Raw genomic sequence first — 23,931 nt, 5'->3', positions numbered from 1 at the left:
GCTTATCCCGGGCAGTTATGCCGTCCCTGCGTTTAATCCCCTTTAGGTGACGGCAGCTGCAGACGATAAATGGTCGCTGCCGCAATCCCAACAAAGATCGCCATTACCAGCGCCATATTAAATAAAGGATTCCACCACATAAAGTTCAGTAGAATCCCGCCAAGCAGACCACAGGCAAACTGCATGCTGCCCATAATGGCACTGGCAGTTCCGGCACGTGTACCTTGCTCAGACATCGCAATTGCCATGGCATTTGGTCCGGTAAAACCAATGGATGCCACGACCATAAACATGGCCATAATGACCAGAATTAGAGATTCAGTCTCAATTATCCCCAACACCAACAAAGCAATTACGCCACCAAGTTGTAAGGTCGTTCCAATTCTTAAACGACTTAAAATCCCAAACCGATGTGCCAGCTTTTTATTCAAGGTAGAAAACAGCATAATCCCGACTGCATTGCCACCAAAGACATAGGCAAACTGCTGCTCGTTTAAATGAAAATGATCCATCAGAATCGCTGAAGATGAGGTGATATAACAGAACAGGACTGCACTGGAAAAACAACCAGCAAACATCGGCTTTCTGAAACTTTCATCCTGAAAAATTGCCTGATACAGGCTCATGACCTGGGTAAAATTTAGTTGTAAACGGCGTTCTGGCTCCAGGGTTTCTTTAAAGAAAAAATGTACGCATGCCAGAATCACCAGACCAAACAGCATCAGCAATACAAAAATCATATTCCATTCAAATACCAGTAATACCCAGGCACCCATACTCGGCGCTAGAATTGGAGCAATCGTACTGACAATCATCATGCTGGCGAAAGCCTGAGCTGCTGAATGCATATCCAGGCGATCACGGATCGCAGCACGGGCAATTACCACACCGACACATCCGCCTAAGGCTTGCAGCACCCGTGCGGCAATTAGACTCCATTCATTTTGGGCAAATACACAGAGCAGACTTGCCACTACATATAAGGCTAAACCAAAGTACAATGGCGGTTTACGTCCGATACGGTCACTAACCGGACCATAGACCAGCTGCCCGATCGCCAGCCCCAGAAAATAGGCAGGCAAACTGTTTGCCACCTGCTGGGTAGTGACACCAAAATCATCAGCCATTTGTGGCAATGCCGACAGATACATATCAATAGAAAGCGGGCCAAGTGCCGTGAGGGATGCCAGTAATATGATCCAGGACATGGCATAGTTTTTATTGGTCGTTGTTGTCGACATAATGATATTTAGAATTTAAATGAGCGCTGTGCAGACAAGTTTACACAGGGCATAGTATGATTTGTGAAGCAAATTTACTTATTTTTATTGCTAAATTTTCACACACTTATTAAGTCTTTATCTAAAGACAGTGGTATAGAAGGACGAATCTTGAAATCCTGGCTCACTCGTTTCAAGCAAACCACCGGCAATACGACCTTTATGTATAATCTGCGGATGATCATTGCCTTTGCAGGAACTGCCTTTGTGCCTTATCTGATGGGTCAGCAGTTAATGACCATTCCACTGACCTTGGGCGTGGTGGCAGCAGGTTTAAGCGATATTGACGACCGCTTCTCGGTCCGGATTCTGAATCTCCTCTATACCTATATTGGCTTCTTTATTACAGCCTCTGCCGTTTATCTATTATTTCCTTATCCGATCCTGTTCGCCTTGGCACTCATCGTGTCCTGTATTGGCTTAATTCTGCTCGGCTCACTGGGACGGCGTTATGCTACGATTTCATATGGCTGTCTGGTGATCTCGGTCTACTCCATGCTCGGGGTAGAATTATTTGATAACTGGTACACCCAGGCAGGCCTGCTGGTTATTGGAGCCATGTGGTATGGCCTGTTATCTACAATCAGTTTCCTGCTGTTCCCTGCGCGTCTGGCACAAGATAATCTGGCCAAATGCTATTCGTCGCTCGGTAACTTTCTTTATGCTAAATCGAATCTATTTGATGTTGATATGACATCGAGTAGTTATCAGCAAAGCATGATTGAACTTTCACTTGAAAATGGCAAATTAATTGCGATTTTTAATGATATGAAAGCTGCTTTACTGACCCGACTCAAGGGAGATCGAGGACAGAAAGACACCCGTCGCAGCCTGCAATATTATTTTATTGCCCAAGACATTCATGAGCGGGCGGACTCAGCGCATATTGATTATCAGAAACTGGCAAAGATTTTTGAGCATAGCGATATTCTGTTCCGCTTTCAGCGCATTTTGTCGATTCAGGGCAAAGCCTGTAAGGACCTGAGCGAAAGTATCCTTCAGCGCAAAACATACCAGCATAATTCGCGTTTTAAACATGCCTTTAAGAACCTGCGCTATTCGCTGGATAAGTTACGTCAGGAACAGCAGTATGATGAAGTCTGGATCAATGCACTATTTTCTCTGTATCAGAACTTAAAATCGATTGATGCCCAGTTACGTAACCTGGAAACCGAACGCAATATTAAGTTCGAGCGTGCCAAACATATTGAAAACCAGCTCAAAGATGACGACTTAAAAGGCTGGGAAGATATCCGGATCAGGATCAAACAGCATCTGACCCCGGAATCCGTGCTGTTCCGTCATGCGGTGCGTTTGTCAATTGTACTGCTGATTTCTTATATCTTTGTACAGCTGACCAATATCGAATATGGATACTGGATTCTGCTGACTGCCCTGTTCGTGAGTCAGCCCAACTTTAATGCCACCAAGCGCCGTTTACGCCTGCGGATAGTCGGCACATTGATTGGGATTAGCCTGGGCTTTGCCGTTCTGTATTTTGTCCCTTCAATCGAAGGTCAATTATTGCTTCTGATCCTGAGTGGCGTGCTGTTCTTTGAATTACGCAGCAAGCAGTATGCGCAAGCTACAGCCTTCATCACCATTCTGGCTTTGATTAACTTTAACCTGGATGGCGTGGGCTTTTCCGCAGCATTGCCACGGATGATTGATACCCTCATTGGCTGTGCGATTGCCTGGTTCGGGGTGAGCTTTATCTTCCCTGACTGGAAATTCCGCCGTCTGCCGCGTTCAATCAAACGTTCTTTAAATGCTGAGGTCGATTATCTTAGCGAAGTGATTGAACAGTATAAAACTGGGCGTAACAATGGTCTGCGTTACCGGATCGTGCGTCGCGCTGCACATAATACCGATGCTGAAGTTGCCTCCCTGATTTCGACCTTGGCGACTGAGCCCGATTTTGATCCTTTGCAAAAGAGCCAGGCTTTCGAATTTCTTTGTCTGAATCATACCCTGATCAGCTATATTGCTGCGCTAGGTGCACATCGTGAGAAAATCGAAGATCAGGAAATTTTAAGCCTGCTAGATCAAGCGCTTGAAGACATTCGTGGAGCATTACTGGCCGATGAAGTGCCCGATCTTAGTGCACAGAATATGATCCACAATATTCGTCAACGCCTGTCACACCAGCAGGATGAAGACCAGAAATCCCTGATCATTTTGCAGCAACTGTCCTTAATGTTCAGTATCTTGAATCAACTCAGTCAGTTAAAGCAAGGTTTAAGCCATGAACGTGATGAACAGGCAACCGAATTAGCCTCATTATAATTTGACTGATTTTGGAACAATATACTCACTGAATTGGTACAAATAATGCTAAACTTTTTGCAGTTTTAAATTTGTAAATTTCACTATGACCGCGAAAAATTTATACGCCTATACCCTACAGCCTGTGAACTATGAAGTGACAGAACAGGAACAACGTCATGCTCAGCTAATGATCTGGCGCAGTACCAATAAAATTGGCATGAAAGCCTGGCTGATCATGGGTGCAGTTGTGGCACTTTCTATTCTGGGCATTATCATGCTCAAGAACTATTCTACGATTTTTTGCTGGGTGGCACTGGTGTGTGTCGTGCTGTACTACCTGATCCGTACTTTTGGTCTGGAATGGTATGTAAAGCGCAAGATGAACGAATTTCCAGTTCAGGAAATTAAAGGTATTCGTCTGGGTGTACAACCTCACGGGATCGTGATGCGTCAGAAAATGGGTCTACAAGAAGGTGTAGGTGCGATTGGCTGGAAAGACATCTATGAATGGTACAATACACCTGAATTCATGCTGGTTAATTTCAAAGTTAAAGGTCAGCAAGGTGCTTATATCCTGCCAAAACGCCTGGATAGCAAAAATTTCTCGTTCGAAACCATTCGCAAGCATTTACGTGAAGAAGTAGGCGAACCGAAAGAAATCTGATACGAATTTTCATTAAAAAACCTCCTACCTAGGTACGGAGGTTTTTTTGTATTCATAACTGTAAACGATAATGAGAATAAATATTATCCGCAAAATCCATCATTCTATTGCGATATTCCTTTATAATCAGACCATTTTCTAATATTCGTATTTTCATCCAACGACCATGTTTAAAAAAACCTTTTTCCAGATCCACTGGTTTCTTGGAATTACTGCCGGTCTGGTCCTGTCAATTATGGGCGTTACCGGGGCGATATATTCCTATGAACAACAGATCCTGAAATGGATCAATACGGACAGTTATACCGTACAGGCACAATCAGGGCCGAAACTCAGCCCGGCTGAGCTGTATCAGCATTTTAAGCAGCAAAATCCTGAAATGCAGATCAACAGCGTGAGCCTGGATGCCAGTCCAACAGGATCCAGTACGGTTAATATTGCCAAAGAAGGTGCTCGTCGTGGCTACAACATGATGGTCAACCCATATACGGCTGAAGTACTGCCTGAAATCAAAGGCCGCGAGTTCTTCCAGTTCATACAGCAGTTACACCGTTATTTAACCATGGGTCCTGTCGGCAAGCAGATCACAGGTGCGTGTGCCCTGATGCTGATTTTCTTTGTCTTGTCGGGTCTTTACCTACGCTGGCCAAAACGCCATTCAATGAAGCAGTGGCTAGCTGTGAAGCCGCAACTGAAAGGTCGTAACTTTATCTGGGATCTGCACGCGGTTGTTGGAACCTGGGTCGTGATTTTTTACCTGATCCTGGCGTGTACCGGACTGTACTGGTCTTATGACTGGTGGCGCAACGGTATGTTCAAGGTACTGGGTGTAGAACGTCCACAACCTGAAATGCAGCAAGGTCAAGGCGGCCGTGGTGGTGCAGAACAAGGTCGTAGTGCTGGCGAATCACGTGGTGAAGGTCAACGTGGTTCTCGTGGTGAAGGTGCAGGCGAAAGTGGTCCACGAAGCGAAGGTCAGCGCGAAAATCGCGGTGAAGGTCGCGAGAAAGGTGTTGACGATACCCTTCTACTTACTGCATTGAACAAGAGCTGGGCAGGTTTCCAGAATGAATTTAATGACAAATATTCAACAGTTACTTTTAATATTCCTAAAAAAGCCGATGGTGAATTAAAACTCAGCTTTACCGATGTTGAAGTTCAGCATGAGCGTGCCCGTAATAATGCTACTTATAACTATCAGGATGCAGCTTTTACATCGGTAGAAATGTATGAAGACAAAAAGCTGAATGAAAAGATCATGAGCAGTATGCTACCGGTGCACCGTGGCAGCTTCTTTGGTCCGATTTATCAGTTCTTTGCCATGGTCACGTCACTGCTCATGCCACTTTTCTTTGTGACTGGCTGGATGCTGTATCTGAAGCGTCGTAAACAGAAGAAATTAACCCTTGCCGCACGTCAAGGCGCTACAGCCATCGATATTGATCCAAATGCCAAGTCTTGGCTGATTACTTATGCCACACAAACCGGTGTTTCTGAACAGCTGGCATGGCGTACCGCAACTGCCTTGCAACAAGCACATCAACCAGCAACAGTAAAAGCCGTACAACAGCTGACGCTGGCTGATCTGCAACAGGCTGAACAGGTGCTCTTTATTGCAAGTACTTATGGTACCGGTGAAGCACCAGACCTGGCTTCGTCATTTGAGAAGAAAATTATGTCCGGTCAGGCTGACCTGAGTCATCTTCATTATGCTGTACTGGCGCTGGGTTCTAAAGAATATCCGGATACTTTCTGTAGTTTTGGTCACCGTATTGATCAATGGCTGAAAAATAATGGTGCTCAGCAATTATTTGTCACTATTGAAGTCGACAATGCCAGTAACGAGCATATCCAGCAATGGAATGCCGCACTCGCTCAGTCAACTCAGCTAGAACTTCAGGCCATGGATATTGATAAAACCTTTGACCATTGGACCCTTGTAAAACGTGAGGTGTTGAATCCAGGCAGTCTGGGAGCTCCAGCCTTTAACCTGGAATTTAAACCTGAACATGAAGCACAATGGCAAGCGGGTGATATTGCAGAAATCCAGCCAGGGAACAGTGCTGAACGCATTGCACAATTCCTGGCAGCACACCAAATTCCCGCAGGTACTGTAGTTGCCTCTATGCAGCAACGTATAGAAGACATCCTTTGGAATCGTGATCTGACTCAGCCAATTTTTCCATTTATTTCTTCAGAAGAATTACTGAATCAGTTACCCGTGTTACCAACACGTGAATATTCTATTGCCAGTATTCCAAGCCAACAGATCTTGCGTCTGGTGGTTCGTCAGCAACAGGATGCCTCTGGTGAACTTGGTCTAGGTTCAGGCTGGTTAACACAATATGCCGCACTCAATGCACCTATTGCCTTGCGTATTCGCAGCAATGATTCCTTTCATCTGGTGGATGATAACCGCCCAATTATCTGTATTGGTAATGGTACCGGGATCGCTGGCCTGATGAGTTTACTGCATACTCGTAACCGTCAGGACTATAATGAAAACTGGCTGATCTTCGGTGAACGTCAGCGTGCACACGATTTCTTCTATCAGGAAACCCTGGAAGCCTGGTTGACTGTAGGTACACTAAAACGTCTGGATCTGGCATTCTCACGTGATCAGGCTGAAAAAGTTTATGTACATCACAAGCTCCGTGAACAGGCGGATGAGCTGAAAACCTGGGTGAACAATGGTGCTGTGATTTATGTCTGCGGTAGCATTGATGGCATGGCCAGTGATGTCGATCAGGCACTGATTGATATTCTAGGTGAATCAACTGTTGATCAGTTACGTCAGGACGGTCGTTATCGCCGTGATGTGTATTAATCAGTAAGTGATGAAAAAAACCGGGCCATGTTGCCCGGTTTTTTTAATTGCCTATAAGACTGAAATGCTTACAATAAAATATGAAAATTACAGGATCATTCATGTCAGATTTTTATAAACGCCTGATCAGTAGTATTGCAGGGATTTTACTGAGTGCAGACAGTCTCTGGTTACTCTTACAGGACAAGATTCATCTGGGAATCTTGCTACCACTATTGATTGGCGTCTTACTGATTATTTACGCCCTGTTCTTTTCCTATTTCCAGCAATGGCACCAGCATTCCAGGTTTCGTTCCAGTGTATGAAAATGGATGTGGATTGGACTTTTTACCTTGGTCGCCAGTGTTCTGATCTTCTTTGGTTATATTCAAAGCAATATCAATAGTGATAATACCCAATTGCCAACCAAGGCAATCCTGGTTTTAGGTAGTGGTATAGAAAACAACCGACCCTCGCCAACCTTGCAAAAACGTCTCGACACTGCAGCTAAATATGCACAATTGCATCCAGAAGCATTGATCATTATGACGGGCGGCTTGAGTTTTCAGGAGAAATATACTGAAGCCGAAGTGATGCAGGCTTACCTTAAACAGTCATATCCTGCTGTTCGTAATCCAGTTGCAATGGAAGATCAAAGTACCAGCACCGAACTCAATCTGATTAACTCCAAAAAGATTTTAAAAAGTCATCAGATTACTTTGAATGATCCAATTACCATTATCACCAGTGACTTTCATAGCATTCGTACTCGTGCCATAGCCAGACATCAGGGCTATACACAGGTCATCAGTATTAGCGCAGAAACACCACTATATATTCGCTATAACTCGTGGCTACGCGAGTATTTTGCTTTTCTTAGCGGCTGGTTGCTGAATGAATATTAAAAAGAGTGATTTAAAAGACGAAAATCAATGCAATCGGATCTGGCGTGGCAATGGAATATGACCACTTTTAAATATTTCTGGCTTCTGCACATAAATCTGATACAGATAATTCTTGATATCCAGCAGCATTTTTTCTGGTGCAACCAGAATATTTTGCCCTTCAGGCGTCAGATCTAGAGATAAAGCGGTATGCTCTTCACGCAGGAAAGGAATCACTTTTTCAATAAAATCTTTAAAGCTGATTTCCTGAATTTCGTATTTTTCCCAGTTATCTTTGATGAGCAGTTTTGCCAAGCCTTTACTCTGCCAGGTTGCAAAAGCCTTTTGCCCTGCTGGCGTTGCACAGAGTGCCCAGCCATCTTGGTATAAGGCGTAAATGCAGCCTTGTGCCACAATTGTTTCGATGAACTGTTTATAAACTTGTAGAGGATCGTAAGGAGTATTTTGAGCTTTAGCCGCGGCCTTGCGCTGATATGGATTTCTCATAGCCATGAAATCTTATAAATTATTATAGACTTAGGATTCTAAGAAAAATTGAGATTTTAAGCAAGAGAGAATATGGTGGGCGCTGACGGGATCGAACCGCCGACATTCTGCTTGTAAGGCAGACGCTCTACCAACTGAGCTAAGCGCCCTGAAGAATAAAAAATAACATCGTTATTTTTTATGATGCAAGACAAGCGAAGCGCGTAGTCTTGGACTTTGATAACACATTTTTCACATCAGGAAATGAAAAATGGCGCAGCGGACGGGACTCGAACCCGCGACCCCCGGCGTGACAGGCCGGTATTCTAACCAACTGAACTACCGCTGCGTGTCGTATATCTATAAAAGATATGGTGGGCGCTGACGGGATCGAACCGCCGACATTCTGCTTGTAAGGCAGACGCTCTACCAACTGAGCTAAGCGCCCTTAAAGGGTCAAACTGTTTCGATTCTAAGGATGGCGCAGCGGACGGGACTCGAACCCGCGACCCCCGGCGTGACAGGCCGGTATTCTAACCAACTGAACTACCGCTGCACTTACACAATGTCGCTATTGTGGCAAACGATTCATCAAGAACTTAAAGTGGCGCAGCGGACGGGACTCGAACCCGCGACCCCCGGCGTGACAGGCCGGTATTCTAACCAACTGAACTACCGCTGCACTAAAAGATCTTAACTTTGAAAGAAACTTGGTGGGCGCTGACGGGATCGAACCGCCGACATTCTGCTTGTAAGGCAGACGCTCTACCAACTGAGCTAAGCGCCCTTTCAAATCGACTTCATCGCTTGATGAGGTGCATTATAGAGAATCTTCACAGCGTGTCAAACGCTTTTCCGAATGTTTTCCACTTTTTAGGCTCGAGTGATTAAAAAATAGGTTGATCGCCAAAAAAAACAACACTTTTTGTTTATTTTTTAAGTCCATACCGAAATTTATTGAATCTCGAACTCAGATAAAGGCGGTATTCATTGCTTGCGGGATCGTTCCTTTTATACACCATACGGTCCAAAAGCTGCTATTTAGCCGAAATAGTATACAAAGCTTTATCTAAGGACACGTTGTGATCATGTAAAAACGTATCTGCAATTATTTTTAATCAGAAATAAGGCGGGATTTATGCCATATTTTTCGATTCAGGAGGAAATTCAGCTTATTTCAAAGGCAAACGATGTTTTTCATTTTGCTCTACAGCTACCTGGTCACTCATATTTAAATGTGAATAGTGAGATAAAATCCTTTTACGCTCTCTACCCTATCTCACTCTCTGTAGAGATTTAAAATAGGAGCCATGAAAACATTGGTAAGAGACTATTTTTCTAAAGCATGTTCTGAGATATAAACCAGAGCCTGCTCATTAACCAGATCAAACAGCTCGATCAGGTCGGTATTACGCATACGGATACAGCCATGTGACATTGGTATCCCCATCGGTTCTGTGTCTGGCGTGCCATGAATGTAGATATAACGGCGGTAAGTATCACAACCTTCACCACAGTTAAAACCGTCTTCCAAACCACTCAGCCATAAAATCCGGGTCAGAATCCAATCCCGATTGGGAAATTCTGCTGCCAGTGATTCAGAATAAATCTCTCCTGTAGCCTGACGGGCAATAAATACACTATTCAATGGTGTATCAGCCCCGATTTTTTGCGCAACTTTATGCCAGCCTCGAGGCGTTTTACCACTATTTTCTATTTCTCCGATACCATTTTTACCGCTTGAAATTGAATAACTCTTGGCAAAACGAGGCAGATACAGTTTTTGTGCAGCCAGATTAATCTGAATATCGGCTTGTTCTATAGTCCATTGCTGCATACATTTATTCCCTTTCAGACGGTATATGCTTTTCAGAGATTGGCTTGGGTTCCGGGCGGCACCATAACCAGATTGCCACGATCAACATGGTCAGATCAGTAAAGATTTTGACAGCCAGCGGTGCATTGGTAAATAACATGATAATCCCGCTAACCAGCATCATGATACTAGCAAACCATTTGGCTTTACGCGGCACGGTCCGATTGGCACGCCAGTCGCGTAAAGTCTGTCCATATTTAGGGTGATTCAGCAGCCATTCATCCATCTGCGGCCAGCCTTTAGAGGCAGCCCATGTGGCCAGAATCAAGAAAACCGTTGTTGGCATGCCAGGCAAAATTGCACCTATAAAGCCCAATGTCACAAAAATGACCACTAGACTTCGCCAAAACAACACTTTCATACAGCAACCCTAACCACGGAATTGGGGTAGTATAAGGTGTTTTTGATTCTTATCCGTTGTATTTCTGCATATTTAGCTAGGACTCTTCATGCCTGTACCCTGCCTGACTCAGGATTTTATTGCACCGTGGCAACAGTATCAGCATCCACTGGTACGTCAGCTGGCATTCGCTGTTGGCAGTCCAAATATCCTTTCTCAGGTGCCTGACGAACTTGAACTAGAGCATGCCTTTGACTTGCATCCAGATCAGATGTGGCAACAGCATCTGGAAAATTATCATCCACGACTTTTAGAACTGGATCAAAATCCACAGGCTTTGGAAAACTTTGTTGCACAACTCAAAAGCACTCGTCTTGGGCTACGTTTTGAAATGCTGATTTGGTTCTGGCTGCTGGATAAGGGTTATCATCCCTATACCCTGCTTGGACATAGTATTCAGAAGATTGATGGACCCAAAACCTTAGGTGAACTTGATTTTCTGTTGTTCAATAAACTCACCGGAAAAATCGAACACTGGGAAATTGCTTTAAAATATTATCTGGCTGAAGCAGACTTTAGCTTGCCGCATTGGTATGGATTAAACCGAAGCGATACATTGAATCGCAAGCTGAAGCATTTCACCCAAAAGCAGTTCCAGTTTCAGGATGCGCTGGATTATCCAATTGATCAGCGTTTCTGTGTATTGAAAGGTCAACTGTATTTACCGATTCACCATATCGCGCCTATTCCAGACTGGGTCAATACCGGACGGCGTTTGGGTCGCTGGGGCTATCAGATTCCCACCCAGGAGAAATACTTTTATCGCCTGCAACGGCATGAATGGATCTATCCGAACCTGCATATGAGCAGTGACTATCCACAGTGGTGGACCAATGGTTTATATAAATCGGCACTGAGCGAAGAATTTTATATGTTTCGGATTCCTACCTTGCTCTAACTGATTACTGGAAAATTTGATAAATATTACATTAATTTACTCAAGCACTATGAAAACCATATATTTTTTCTTTCGTATATTTTCTAATCTAAGTTCCACATCATAATAATTTTATTATTGATAATACGGAGATGATGATGAAAAAAATTTTAGCTACGACTTTAGTAATGGCATTTGTATTAACAGGCTGTAACACCTTTAAGGGTTTCGGTAAAGATGTATCTAAAGCTGGTGATGCAGTAACAGGTACAGCAGAAAAAACTTCTGAAGAAATCCGTCGCAATTAATTCGACTGCGCCAATAAAAAAACCCTGTCATTGCCAGGGTTTTTTTATGCCTGAGATTCCCAAATTACTATTTCTTCGCCTATCATAGTGCACACAATATTCTTGATTTATGAATGAATCTCATATGACATCTTCCGCAACTCTCGATTTAAGCCTGCAACTGTTACGTCAGCCTTCCGTTACTCCAGTCGATCATGATTGCCAGAACATCATGGCAGAACGCCTGAAAAAGGTAGGCTTCAACATCGAAAACATGCGTTTTGAAGATGTCGATAATATTTGGGCGCGCAAAGGGACGGAAGGCCCGGTGTTCTGTTTTGCAGGTCATACAGATGTAGTGCCAACCGGCAATCTGGATGCCTGGAACTCTGACCCGTTCCTGCCAGAAATCCGTGATGGTAAACTTTATGGTCGCGGCAGTGCAGATATGAAAACTGCATTGGCAGCCATGGTCGTTGCTACTGAGCGCTTTGTAGAGAAATATCCAGATCATAAAGGTTCAATTGCTTACCTGATCACTTCTGATGAAGAAGGTCCATCAATCAATGGTACAGTAAAAGTCATTCAGGCCTTAGAAGCGCGTAATGAGAAAATTACCTGGTGTCTGGTAGGTGAACCATCTAGTACCAATAAACTTGGTGATATTGTTAAAAACGGCCGTCGTGGCTCATTGAATGCCAACCTGACTGTCAAAGGTAAACAAGGTCATGTGGCCTATCCGCATCTTGCTGTGAATCCAATTCATACTGCATCTAAAGCCATCGCTGAACTCTGTGAAACTGTTTGGGATAATGGCAATGAATACTTCCCGGCAACCTCTTTCCAGATTTCCAATATCAATGCTGGCACAGGTGCAACCAACGTTGTTCCAGGCACAATGAATTTGCTGTGCAACTGGCGTTATTCAACTGAAGTGACTGCTGACGAATTAAAAGCACGCACTTTAGAAGTTCTGGATCGTCATGGTGTGGAATATGACATTCAGTGGACTTTATCTGGCCTGCCATTCCTGACACCAGTCGGTGAACTGGTGAATGCTGCAAAAGATGCGATTCGTGATGTCACTGGTACTGAAACCGAACTGTCAACTTCTGGAGGTACTTCAGATGGCCGTTTCATTGCCCCTACCGGTGCTCAAGTCCTTGAGCTAGGCGTATTAAATGCCACCATCCACCAGATCAATGAGCATGTCGATATTGCAGATCTAGAACCACTGGCTGAAATTTACGAAAAAATCCTGATCAATCTGTTGGCAAACTAAGCCAAATTGAAAAGCTCCAAATAAAAAAGGAACTCCGTTGAGTTCCTTTTTTATATTCTTAGATCTATATAGCTTAATGGCCGACTAGGGACTGAATATGTGCCATCTGCGGAATATGGTACATCTCCTCGCCCATACGTACATACTGGAAAATCGTCGGATCTGTCACTTCGCGTTCATCATCGACAATTTCCGAAATACGTAAACGGATGGTCTTGGGCATTTCATTGCACATCAGAGCAAAACGCTGATTCGCTTCATCCCCTTCAATAACTAATGCTACACCATTCTTACGGTCTGGATCATTCACTGCATAAACCGGAAGTTGTGCATCATGCCACTCTACAGTTTTTACCTGTGTAGCACTATCCAGCGCTGACAGAACAATGTTCTGCGGCAGCAACATCGGATCCTTGCCATGACAGTCGATGATATACGCATCAATAAATCCCGTAGATACGGTAATGAGATGCTGTAGCTCCTGTTGGCTGATTTTATCGGCCGACACTGCGTTCACATTAGTCTGACTATTCATTCATTACCCCTGTTGAGCAGCAATTAATTCTTGAACATTGGCAAGCAGCTCCGCTTCCTGGAACGGTTTACCCATATAGTGTGTTACACCCAGACTGAAGGCACGCTCACGATGCTTCTCCCCAGTACGTGAGGTGATCATGATAATTGGCAAGTTGCGGTGAATATCATGATGGCGAACCAGGTTAGTTACTTCGAAACCATCCATACGTGGCATTTCAATATCCAGCAACATCAGGTCTGGACGGACATTTTCCAGCTGTTCAATCGCGTCGACACCATCTTTGGCAGTGACAATATCATAACCCTGACGCTCTAACAGACGTGACGTTACCTTACGTACAGTTACCGAGTCATCGACAATCATGACCAGACGACGTGCATTACCACGACGTGACAGATCCTGCTGATCAGATAACTGTTTGATACGCTGAGTCGCCTGAACCTGACGAGCAATATTCTGACCATCCAGAATCAGACAGACCTGACCATCACCAAGAATGGTTGCCCCTGCAATCACACCCACACTGGCAAACTGCTGTCCAATCGGTTTCACTACGATCTGTGCACGTGAGCCAACTAATTGATCCACCAGCAAAGCGATACTTTGACCACCATTACCCTTGATGAGGAGTACTGGTAATGAATGTGCGACATTATTCAAACGTGGAATTGGCTGATTAGAGACAAACTCAGACAGATAGCGCAGCTTGTAGTTCACACCATCAATCTTGAAGTAATCATCCTTACTGTTGAAGTAAGTTTCCAGTGTTGCTGGTGCAATACGGACAATACGATCAATCTGTGCCAGGGAAATAGCAAATTGCTGGTCACCCGCTTTCACCATTAAGGCATCACTGACTGCCACAGTGGTCGGTACGCGAATCGTAAAGGTCGTGCCTTTGCCCAGTTCAGAATTTACCGAAACGTGACCGCCCAGCGTTTTGATTTCGCTTTGTACCACGTCCAGACCAACACCTCGACCAGAAATCTGGGTGACTGCTTTAGCCGTACTGAAACCTGGATGGAAGATGAATTGCAGCAATTCTTCCTGATCCACCTGCTGTTCCGCTTTGATCAAGCCCAGGCTGATGGCTTTAGCTCGAATACTCTCCGCATCAATCCCCTTACCATCATCACTAAAGGAGATAATGACATCGGTACCCTGACGGCTAATGTTCAAGACAATTGAACCGACTTCTGGCTTATTCAGCGCAAGCCGTTCTGCAGTATCTTCCAGACCATGGTCAATCGCGTTACGTAGCATGTGCTCGAATGGGTTTACCAGACGTTCCAGAATGGTACGGTCGAGTTCACCTTCGGTATTCTGAACAATCAGCTCTGCCGGACGGTTCAGTGTGGTCGAAGTTTGACGCACAATACGTTGTAAACGTGGCAACATACGGTCAAATGGTACCAGACGGGTACGCATCAGACTTTCCTGAATCTCAGCCTGGATACGCGATTGTTGCAATAGCAGACCTTCGGTATCACGGATTTTTTCTGCCAACGTGGTCTTAAAGTCGACCAAGTCCGATGCAGATTCAGCAAGAGATTTAGATAACTGGTTCAGAGATGAATATTGGTCCATCTCCAACGGATCGAAGTCAGCATAGCGTGAGTTTTCTGAGCCATGTTTGGCAATAATCTGAGATTCCAGCTCGCCTTCCATACGGCGCAGCTGATCAGCCAGACGTTTGATCGCCAGTTCCATCTCATTTAAGGTATTGCCGAGCTGTCCCAGATCCATCTCGATACGCGAACGGTTAATTGCATTTTCACCTGACAGGTCAATCATCTTCTCGACCAGTTCGGCTGAAATACGGATCATCTCGTTACTGCTATCGCTTGAGGTGTTTTCAGCCCACTCACCCATCATATTTGGTGGTTCAGTACCATCACCTTGAACAAACTCGAAGCCAGTTGTAATTTCCAGACTTTCAGTTTTGGTCAGACGTTCAGGTAGCTGTGCAGTGACATCTACAAACTCAATCGCATCCAGCGCTGCTTTGATTTGCTCAAAACCATTGTAATCATGATCAAAAATGGCTTGACCCAGCCATTTTAGGGTCTTTTGCAGCAGACTGTCATAGGCATTGGAGTTAAAGTGATGAACAGCAAACTGTTCAAATGCACTTTCCAGACCATAAGCAATACTTGCGATGCTTTCATTGCTGATCATGCGGGCGCCACCCTTGATACTGTGGGCAGCACGCTGAAGTTGCAGCAATAAGCTACGGTCACTTCGCTGATCGAACCATTGGTTCAGTAATTTTTCTGCATTTTCCAGAATCTCTTGCGATTCTTCCAGGAAGGTTTCTTCAACAATCGATTGCAGATCATCTTCATCAGCGAGCATAGATTCAGCTGACTCAGCCGTAAGTGTTTCGCCTGACTGATCTTCCTGAATTTGCTCATCTGATGCAGGAACAGATTCAGTTTCAAAGCTGTCTACTCGCTCAAGCGCTTGTGATTCCGCAACGATCTCAGCAGATTCCGATGCATCGTCAATAACTTCTAGTTCTACAGAAGTCTCTGCTTCTACCGTCTCAACAGCAGCTACCGGAGTTGCAGTAGCTGTTCCAGTCACAAGTGCCTGGATATTTTGCAGCATATGAATAGCTTCAGGTGCCGGATAATCAATCTTATCATCACGAATACTCTGGATACGGTCTGACACGTTATCCTGTACCAGGCGGATAATCTGGATCAATGCAGGTGTTACGGTAATCTGCTGACGGATCACGCGCTCATAAATACTTTCCAGCTCATGTGCAATCGAACCGATATGCGTGGCAGCAATCATGTTTGCACCCCCCTTCAGGGTATGCAAATAACGCATCAGATTGTTCAATAAGTGGGTATTTTCAGGTTCTTTGGACCAGGTATTCAGGTCTTCATCAATGCCTGCCAGCAACTCATCTGCTTCTTCCAGGAAGATATCCAGCAAGTCTTCATCGAAATCACGGTTGGCATCTTCAGCGTCCTGCTGCTGACGATCAGCTGCAATACGCTGGCTGAGCCCAGTAAAATCAACTGCTGTGGATATATCCGACTCTACTGGCGCAGGTACCTCAGTTTCAACAACTTTGTCTGTAGCGAATACTTCGATGTCTTGCTGTACAAAGGCAGACAGATCCGCCAGAAGTTTTTCAACTTCGGCATTCAAAATCACCCGCTGTCCTGCCGCGAGCGTATCGAACAGGTGAATAAATTCCTGGTGTGCCTGTGCAAAAAGTTCAAAGGCATAATCACTTTCAAGCAAGACCGGTCTCGCCAGCAAAGCATCATAAGCTGCTTTTAACTGGGATGCGAATTCATGAATACCGATCGATGCACGGTTATCCGTATGTACCATCAGCTCTGCGGCTTGCTGGCTTAAAGCTTCAATATAATCTGGATATTCTTCAAGTACCCGCTTATCAAACTCAAATTCGGCATCCAGCAACTGATCAATATTCAGTTCAACCAGACGTGTAACCATACCTTGAGATTGATCAGCATCCTGCTCTTCAGTCACAGTAAAGCCATAGGCATCCCAGGCATCCTCAAAAGTAGCAGAAATCCCTGCCAGCTTTTCAGTGTTACCTTGTTTCAATAGATGTAAATAATCACCGATAAATTCTGAATATTGCTGTAATAGTGCTGTTTCTTTGGAAGTTGAAGCAATTTCATCCTGAACCAGCGTTTTAAATAAATTCTCTACTTTAACGCTGGCCTCACAGATATCATCAATTTGTGCCATAGAAGAGCTGCCACGCAGGGTATGCAATGCACGAATCAGGCCATTATAGTCTTGCTTGGCACTATTTTCATGTTTTAGGAAATCATGGATTGTCGCAAGATGTTCCTCGGCTTCTTCAACAAAGATCGCCACCGTTTCTTCAAGGTCAGTACGTTCTTCAGCAACTTCTACTCGTTCTGCGGTAGCAGTTTCAGCAATCTCTGCTATTGATGAATCTGCTTCTGCAGTATCCGCAAGTTCAAGACCTGTTAGCTGACCTTCAGCAGTCAGATTGTCCGCAAGTAGCAATAATTCTTCAAGTGCCGGTTCTGGACTCAATTGCTGTTGTAATTGTTGTCCTAAAAGTACGACTGGACGTAAATCCACGGTTAATGGCTGTACCTGCTTAAAGCATGGATACAATACATATTGGTAGATATTTAAAGTTGTTTGCGCGAACTTCTGAATGACTGGCGTTAATTTGATTGAACCGGAAAGTACGCGGTTCAAAGTATCTTCAACTGCCCAGGCAATTTCACCCGCCTGCTTCGCACCGACCATACGACCCGAACCTTTCAGCGTATGGAAGTGGCGGCGAATGGTGGTTAATGTTTCTTGATGATCTGGTGTGGCAAACCACTGTGGCAATAAAGCATTTAACTCGACAAAGATTTCTTCAATCTCTTCGACAAATATCTCTAAAATTTCAGCATCTTGATCAAGATAACTATCTTCAGGAAGCGCTGTTGTTTCAACTAGATCTTTTAATATTTCTTTCATAGCTAAGGCTTCTTACGTTCTGCCGCCAAGAAGGGCGCTCAAACTTGATTGTGACCGTCACGCGAGACCTAACGTTTGAAGTTAAGTACATCTTGTCGAGGCTTGATCTGTATGTGGAGGTGTCCTAACCGGAATTAAGACACGCTCCTTCCCCCAAATTTGTCTGACTTATTCTGGAAGTTTAAAGTCAGATACAGATTCACGTAATGCATCGGCCATGTTGGCAAGTTCAGATACTGAACGTGCCGTATCGAAGGTTGCAGTCGTTGTTTGTGAAGTAATTTCCTGTACAACGTTCATCGTCGTTGCAATATGACCCGCAGATGCAGCCTGAAGTTTTGCTGCATCGGAAATGTTCGCAATCAGTTTTGCAAGGTTATTCGATACGGTTTGAATCTCGTCTAGTGCCACACCGGCATCTTTAGACAGGTTCGCACCACGCACAACTTCGGCAGTAGTCTGTTCCATCGAAATTACAGCTTCGTTGGTATCGGTCTGAATGGTTTTTACCAGGCCTTCAATCTGCTTGGTCGCAGATGCAGAACGTTCTGCCAGACGCTGTACTTCATCGGCAACTACGGCGAAACCACGGCCTGCTTCACCCGCCATAGATGCCTGAATCGCAGCGTTCAGTGCCAGGATGTTCGTCTGGTCGGCAATATCGTTAATTAGTGCGACGATGTTACCAATCTCTTGAGAAGACTCACCCAAACGTTTAATACGTTTAGAGGTTTCCTGGATCTGTTCACGAATCGTATCCATACCCTCAATAGAACGATGTACAACGTCTGCACCATTTGCTGCAATTTGTACTGAACGTTCCGCAACGACAGCAGACTCTTCGGCGTTGGCAGATACCTGGTCAATCGACAGTGCCATTTCGTTAATCGCTGCAGATGCACCGGCAATCTCTTGTGCCTGGTGTTCAGATGCTTCGGCTAACTGGTTGGTAATGCTCTGAGTAGTTGCAGTATATTGTGCAACTTCCTGAGATGTTTCAGTAATACGCGATACCAGATCACGTAATTGATCGATCGCGAAGTTAATCGAGTCAGCAATCGCACCGGTAAAGTCTTCAGATACCGTTGCATATGAACGTAAGTCACCATCTGCAAGGTCAGCAATTTCGTCAAGTAAACGAAGAATCGCATTCTGGTTACGGTCATATTCTTCTTGTAGGCGAGTTACACGCTGTTTATCCGATGCACCACGTAATGAAAGCAAACGGAATACGCAAACAATGAAGCCAGCCAGGAAGGTAAGTAACAATATTGCCGGAATAACTGTTTTTAAAGTTGAACCACCTGACAGTTTGTTCAGGTTATCTAATAGTTGGTCAGATTGAGAAAAAATAGATGCAGATGCCTGACGTACTTTTACAATCTGCGCTGAGTTTTTCAAAATTGTAGATGCAGCTGACTGTAATACATCATCATATTCAGCTTTAATACCTTCTAATGACTCACGTAAGTTCGGATCATCGATACGTTGTACACCCAGTTGTGCTGAACCATCTAACTGTGCATTTAAGTAAGCACCGAATGTTTCAGTATCCGAACTGAAGTCATCTGCAGACTCACGTGAACCATCTGTACCGGTTAACACCAAGCTGATCGAACGCAAGATACGTTCTGCAATGAATACCTGGTTTTTGGCAATAACCACCTGGTTCGACGGCATGTCCTGACGTGCCATCTGATCGACCATCAGGTTATATTCTGCCTGAATTCCTGGAATTGCTTCACCAATCGCGATGTTAGTATCGTAAAGTTGGTTAATGATTTTTTGTTGTGAAGAAATCAGGTCAATACTTGAAGATACTTCAGTCCATTGCTTGTCTACCGCTTGCAGGGCTTCATTATTCGAATGGATACTTTTTACCGTTTCCAGATTTTCAGCAAATGACTGCTGTGATTCGGTCAGTTTCTTCATTGCCTCAGGCGTGCCGGAAGCAGTCGCTTCAGTTGCTTGACGCGAAATGGTTTGTGAAAGTAGACGCAATTCACCCAAACTTTGTGTAAGTTCGTTGGCACGAGGAACGCTATAGAAAAGGTATAACAGTGTGATAGTTGCAGCAACAAGACAGCCAATTGCTCCGTAAATGAGTGGCTTAGACTTTTCACTATCACCAAATACACGTGATAGCTGATCTGCTTGTGATTGAATCTTGGCTAAAAAAGCATTACCGCCGCTGCGGCTGCTACTCTCGCCTGTATTTTTCTTCTTAAGCTTAAAGCCCATAAAGCTTCTCCCCGAATTTACGCCCTTTTACTTTCGTGCGACAATTAATTTATAAATTTTATAGATGCATTCATGTATTTTGGATTTTGCAACAAACGACTGAATAAAAAGACATGCCACTGCTGATTATGCTGGTGGAAATACCCCTGACAATATTCCTGTAAATTTTTGTCTAATTCAGTTGTTTTAGAAAAGAAACTTTTCTTATTAAAGTGTTGAATCCCCAAAACCTGATCTACAACCAGGCCGACATACTGATCATTATGGTTAATGCATAATACTTTTTGAGTAGGTGAATACTGGCTTCTATGTCCAGACATGTATTGAGCCAGATCTGAGACTGAAAGCAGTCTGCCCCGAATATTTGCCAGTCCCACTACCCACGGCTGAGTATTGGGAACAGGTGTATATTTTGGCGGATAGATAACTTCCGATACTTCCCCGAGCGGAGCAACAAAATATTGCCCCATCATTTCAAAAGCAATGCCTGACCATCGGTTGACTTCGTTGTCATTGGAAACGTAGTTTTTGTTACCCCGTTTCGCAATCCGAAGCAGTTCGATAAATCCATTCGCTGCCATAGCGCTTATCCTGCATTGAGGTGTTGCTTAATCACATCAATTAACTGATTTTCATCTACAGGTTTGGTCAGATAATCTGCTGCACCCTGACGCTTACCCCATACACGGTCAGTTGCCTGATCCTTGGTACTTACAATGACAATTGGAATATGTTTGGTTGTTGCCCCACGAGCGATCTGACGTGTCGCCTGAAAACCGTTTACCCCTGGCATGACGACATCCATTAACACCAGATCAGGCAATTCTGCCTGCGCCATGGTCACCCCATCAGCCCCATTTGCTGCTTCAATCACGTCAAAGCCGTGCTTGGATAGAATTTCGCGGAAACGAAAAGTTTCGGTCGGTGAATCATCTACGATTAGAATACGTGGCATGCCAATTTCCCCAAGAAAAAAATCAAATAAATTAAGCACTGATATGATTGCGGATTGCGGTAAGCAACTCATCTTTGCTAAATGGCTTGGTGAGATATTCATCTGAACCTACCACACGGCCTTTGGCCTGATCGAACAAACCATCTTTACTCGATAGCATAATAACAGGAATGTTCTGATAACTTTGCGAGTTTTTAATTAAGGCACAAGTCTGATACCCATCAAGGCGAGGCATCATGATATCTACAAAAACGATGTCGGGATTTGCTTCTGCAATTTTTGACAATGCTTCAAAACCGTCTACTGCGGTAATGACTTCACAACCTTCACGCTGAAGAAGAGTTTCTGCTGTACGACGAATGGTTTTTGAATCATCAATGACCATCACTTTTAGATTTTGGAATTTATCGTCCATTTCTTACCCCTTCCCATTCAGAAACCATAAGCGTCCACAGGCTTATAGCGGAATTTTATATAAGTGTCGATTATTTTTAACATACCTGTCCAGAGATTATCAACGAGCATTTTCTACACAAGTAGTCAAAAAATTATAATTTCAATAACGACTTCACACTTTCCCTGTTTCAATGATTTTTTTTTGAGTGGTAATAGCTTTTTATTGTCGGAATTAGGAATAATATACCAATATTATCACTTCTAATTAAGTAATTTAGTCAACTTTAAAAGAACTTTATTAGTAAACTTTTTTCGCGGAGCCGATAATGCGCCAGTTTGGGGAAAAACCTGCTTATATGGGTCAAAGAAAATCCATAATCAGGCAGACTGCTTTTTTAATGGTACTTATGCTGCAAACCATGTTGACTATTAGCCATGCATCCGCAACAAATAACGTGCCTCAAAAGGCAAAATGGTATCGTTATTATGATCATAAGGGGGTAGCAAATATTAGCAGCAACGTGACCCCTAACCATATTCGTTATGGCTATGAAGCACTAGATCAGAATATGCAGGTGATTCAGCGTGCCAAACCTTATAATGTTGAAGCAGATATTCGTCAGGCACCTCAACGCGCAGCACTTGCCAGACAACAGGCAGAAGACCAGAAGTTAAAACGTGCCTATAATAATAGTCAGATTGCATTACAAAAAAAGAATGAAGTACTCTCTCAGTTGAAAAAGCAAATGGCTTTCCAACAAGAGCAACTTAAGCAGCTACAAAAAGATCGGATTATGTTTGTACGTCAGGAACGTGAATTTCTACGTAAAGGTAAAAATGTACCTGAGCACCTTAAAAAAACCTTAGTTACCAATGAAAAAAACCTGACTGCACAAAAAGAAAATATTCAATCTTTACAAAGCCGCTATCGAAATCAGGAAGCAGAATACGACAGAATTATCCAGCGTTTAAAAGCGCTTGAATAATCTTTTATTCCTGATGCTGCTTCTGTGGTCAGCGCTATAAAAAGGACTCCTATGCACCCTGCACAGCATACTTATTTTTCGAAAAATAATACCAGTCGCTCTACTTTTGTCATGAGTCTACTCTGTATGAGTCTGCTCTTAACTGCATGTAATAAACAAGAAACAGCTGATTCAACGCCATCAAAAAATCAAAACACTGTAGAACTGATTGCTCAAGACCTGATTGAGGTAAAGACAGGCAATGCTGTGCAAAAAACAGCATTTACCGGGACTATCCGTGCGGTAAATCAAAGTAGCATTCAGGCTCAGGTGACCGCTACAGCGACCAGTGTCAATGCTCAAGTCGGGCAACGCGTTCAGAAAGGTCAGGTGCTGGTTCGCCTGAATAATCAAGACAATACTGCGCGTCTTGCACAGGCCCAGGCCAATCGTGCATCGGCTCAAGCACAGGCGAATCAGGCACGCCTCATGATGGAACGTAAGCAGCGCCTACTCAATCAAGGTTTTATTTCCAAAGCTGAATATGAACAAAGCCGTGTCGACTATCAAACACAATTAGAAAATGTTCGTGCACAACAGGCCAATGTCGATATTGCACAAAAGGCAGATCGGGATGGCATCATTAGCAGCCCGATTAGTGGGGTAATTACCCAACGTCAGGTTGAGCCAGGTCAGACTGTCGCTCCCGGTCAAACCATTTTTGAAATTGTCGATCCAGATCAACTGGAAATTCAGGCTAAAGTGCCGAGCGACATGCAGGCTGACCTGAAAACTGGCAGTAAAATTGAATACCGTATTCAGGGCAATCCAAACCTGCTTACTGCCAGTATCAGTCGGATCTCTCCTATTGCAGATCAGGCCAGTCGTCAGATTGAATTCTTTGCTCGTCCAAATGAAACCATTACTTCTTTAAGTATCGGCTCCTTTGTGGATGGCGAGATTCTCAGTGCTCGTCAGATTTCCGGACAACTGATACCTCTGGATACTATTCGGGATATTCAGAACAAGCCTTATGTTTGGGCTGTTCGCCAGAATAAGATCATCAAAGTGAATGTGGATGTACTAGAACAACGTTATAACGATAATCTTGCCGTCGTTCGCGGACTTGAAAGTAGTGATCGGGTCAGCCGAATCAGCTTCACAGATGCCGATATTAATAAAACCGTCACCCTTGGTCAGAACTAAAATCATAAAAGGATTATCAA

The 23,931-nt window shown here is 44.0% G+C and carries 18 protein-coding genes, 6 tRNA genes and 1 pseudogene; 9 read left to right on the top strand and 16 right to left on the bottom strand.

What is annotated here, in order from left to right; genetic code table 11:
• Positions 1 to 32: 32 nt before the first annotated feature.
• Positions 33 to 1,241: a multidrug effflux MFS transporter gene (locus F955_RS04600; RefSeq protein WP_004891818.1), complete on the bottom strand. Its 1,209-nt coding sequence runs from the start codon at positions 1,239 to 1,241 to the stop codon at positions 33 to 35.
• Between the two features lie 150 nt (positions 1,242 to 1,391).
• Here F955_RS04600 and yccS point away from each other — a divergent pair, with 150 nt between their 5' ends.
• From yccS to F955_RS04575, 4 genes and pseudogenes are all read left to right on the top strand, one after another.
• On the top strand, positions 1,392 to 3,566 hold the full coding sequence (gene yccS / locus F955_RS04595) for a YccS family putative transporter (RefSeq protein WP_004891814.1): 2,175 nt from the start codon (positions 1,392 to 1,394) through the stop codon (positions 3,564 to 3,566).
• Between the two features lie 85 nt (positions 3,567 to 3,651).
• Positions 3,652 to 4,212 carry a YcxB family protein gene (locus F955_RS04590; protein ID WP_004814787.1) on the top strand — a complete coding sequence of 187 codons (561 nt, stop codon included), beginning with the start codon at positions 3,652 to 3,654 and terminating at the stop codon, positions 4,210 to 4,212.
• 166 nt (positions 4,213 to 4,378) lie between these two features.
• Positions 4,379 to 7,039, top strand: a complete 2,661-nt coding sequence (locus F955_RS04585; RefSeq protein ID WP_004891811.1) for a PepSY domain-containing protein — start codon at positions 4,379 to 4,381, stop codon at positions 7,037 to 7,039.
• Positions 7,040 to 7,140: 101 nt separating this feature from the next.
• Positions 7,141 to 7,923, top strand: a pseudogene (locus F955_RS04575) (YdcF family protein).
• A gap of 24 nt (positions 7,924 to 7,947) precedes the next feature.
• Here F955_RS04575 and F955_RS04570 read toward each other — a convergent pair.
• The 9 genes from F955_RS04570 to F955_RS04530 all read right to left on the bottom strand — a co-directional run bounded on the left by F955_RS04570 (position 7,948) and on the right by F955_RS04530 (position 10,625).
• A complete protein-coding gene (locus F955_RS04570) occupies positions 7,948 to 8,409 on the bottom strand; it encodes a DUF2750 domain-containing protein (protein ID WP_017401615.1) in 462 nt (153 codons plus the stop codon).
• Positions 8,410 to 8,482: 73 nt separating this feature from the next.
• Positions 8,483 to 8,558, bottom strand: a tRNA-Val gene (locus tag F955_RS04565).
• A 102-nt stretch (positions 8,559 to 8,660) separates the two neighbouring features.
• A tRNA-Asp gene (locus F955_RS04560) sits at positions 8,661 to 8,737 on the bottom strand.
• Between the two features lie 23 nt (positions 8,738 to 8,760).
• A tRNA-Val gene (locus tag F955_RS04555) sits at positions 8,761 to 8,836 on the bottom strand.
• A gap of 31 nt (positions 8,837 to 8,867) precedes the next feature.
• Positions 8,868 to 8,944: transfer RNA gene (locus tag F955_RS04550), tRNA-Asp, on the bottom strand.
• A 49-nt stretch (positions 8,945 to 8,993) separates the two neighbouring features.
• Positions 8,994 to 9,070, bottom strand: a tRNA-Asp gene (locus tag F955_RS04545).
• Positions 9,071 to 9,099: 29 nt separating this feature from the next.
• Positions 9,100 to 9,175 (bottom strand) — tRNA-Val (locus F955_RS04540).
• A 543-nt stretch (positions 9,176 to 9,718) separates the two neighbouring features.
• Entirely contained in the window at positions 9,719 to 10,225 is a 507-nt protein-coding gene (gene elsL / locus F955_RS04535) for a cell wall-recycling L,D-carboxypeptidase ElsL (RefSeq protein WP_004814777.1), read from the bottom strand.
• Between the two features lie 4 nt (positions 10,226 to 10,229).
• Positions 10,230 to 10,625, bottom strand: coding sequence for a YbaN family protein (locus F955_RS04530; RefSeq protein ID WP_004891798.1), 396 nt, complete (start codon positions 10,623 to 10,625; stop codon positions 10,230 to 10,232).
• A gap of 88 nt (positions 10,626 to 10,713) precedes the next feature.
• On the opposite strand from F955_RS04530, the gene F955_RS04525 reads away from it, so the two are divergent.
• From F955_RS04525 to dapE, 3 genes are all read left to right on the top strand, one after another.
• Positions 10,714 to 11,562, top strand: coding sequence for a DUF1853 family protein (locus F955_RS04525; RefSeq protein ID WP_004891795.1), 849 nt, complete (start codon positions 10,714 to 10,716; stop codon positions 11,560 to 11,562).
• Positions 11,563 to 11,699: 137 nt separating this feature from the next.
• Complete coding sequence (locus F955_RS04520; RefSeq protein WP_004891790.1) at positions 11,700 to 11,849, top strand: entericidin A/B family lipoprotein; 150 nt, start codon at positions 11,700 to 11,702, stop codon at positions 11,847 to 11,849.
• A gap of 124 nt (positions 11,850 to 11,973) precedes the next feature.
• On the top strand, positions 11,974 to 13,110 hold the full coding sequence (gene dapE, locus F955_RS04515) for a succinyl-diaminopimelate desuccinylase (RefSeq protein ID WP_008307515.1): 1,137 nt from the start codon (positions 11,974 to 11,976) through the stop codon (positions 13,108 to 13,110).
• A 73-nt stretch (positions 13,111 to 13,183) separates the two neighbouring features.
• Here dapE and F955_RS04510 read toward each other — a convergent pair whose 3' ends face one another.
• From F955_RS04510 to pilG, 6 genes are all read right to left on the bottom strand, one after another.
• Positions 13,184 to 13,645, bottom strand: coding sequence for a hypothetical protein (locus F955_RS04510; protein WP_004891786.1), 462 nt, complete (start codon positions 13,643 to 13,645; stop codon positions 13,184 to 13,186).
• Positions 13,646 to 13,648: 3 nt separating this feature from the next.
• On the bottom strand, positions 13,649 to 18,148 hold the full coding sequence (locus tag F955_RS04505) for a hybrid sensor histidine kinase/response regulator (protein WP_004891784.1): 4,500 nt from the start codon (positions 18,146 to 18,148) through the stop codon (positions 13,649 to 13,651).
• Between the two features lie 168 nt (positions 18,149 to 18,316).
• Positions 18,317 to 20,389 (bottom strand): methyl-accepting chemotaxis protein, encoded by a 2,073-nt coding sequence (locus tag F955_RS04500; protein ID WP_004814766.1) that lies wholly within the window; start codon positions 20,387 to 20,389, stop codon positions 18,317 to 18,319.
• A gap of 44 nt (positions 20,390 to 20,433) precedes the next feature.
• Positions 20,434 to 20,970 carry a chemotaxis protein CheW gene (locus tag F955_RS04495; protein WP_004814765.1) on the bottom strand — a complete coding sequence of 179 codons (537 nt, stop codon included), beginning with the start codon at positions 20,968 to 20,970 and terminating at the stop codon, positions 20,434 to 20,436.
• Between the two features lie 5 nt (positions 20,971 to 20,975).
• Positions 20,976 to 21,344, bottom strand: coding sequence for a response regulator (locus tag F955_RS04490; protein WP_004814764.1), 369 nt, complete (start codon positions 21,342 to 21,344; stop codon positions 20,976 to 20,978).
• Between the two features lie 31 nt (positions 21,345 to 21,375).
• Positions 21,376 to 21,759, bottom strand: coding sequence for a twitching motility response regulator PilG (gene pilG / locus F955_RS04485; protein ID WP_004814763.1), 384 nt, complete (start codon positions 21,757 to 21,759; stop codon positions 21,376 to 21,378).
• Between the two features lie 307 nt (positions 21,760 to 22,066).
• Between pilG and F955_RS04480 the strand changes: the two genes are divergently transcribed.
• Positions 22,067 to 22,726: a hypothetical protein gene (locus tag F955_RS04480; protein WP_004814762.1), complete on the top strand. Its 660-nt coding sequence runs from the start codon at positions 22,067 to 22,069 to the stop codon at positions 22,724 to 22,726.
• A 51-nt stretch (positions 22,727 to 22,777) separates the two neighbouring features.
• Positions 22,778 to 23,911, top strand: a complete 1,134-nt coding sequence (locus F955_RS04475; RefSeq protein ID WP_004891781.1) for an efflux RND transporter periplasmic adaptor subunit — start codon at positions 22,778 to 22,780, stop codon at positions 23,909 to 23,911.
• The last annotated feature ends 20 nt before the right edge of the window (positions 23,912 to 23,931 follow it).

Origin of the sequence: Acinetobacter schindleri CIP 107287, from assembly GCF_000368625.1 — a bacterium.
GTDB classification, from domain to species: domain Bacteria; phylum Pseudomonadota; class Gammaproteobacteria; order Pseudomonadales; family Moraxellaceae; genus Acinetobacter; species Acinetobacter schindleri.
The sequence above is the reverse complement of the archived record's forward strand: the minus strand, read 5'-3'. Positions and strand labels throughout refer to the sequence as shown.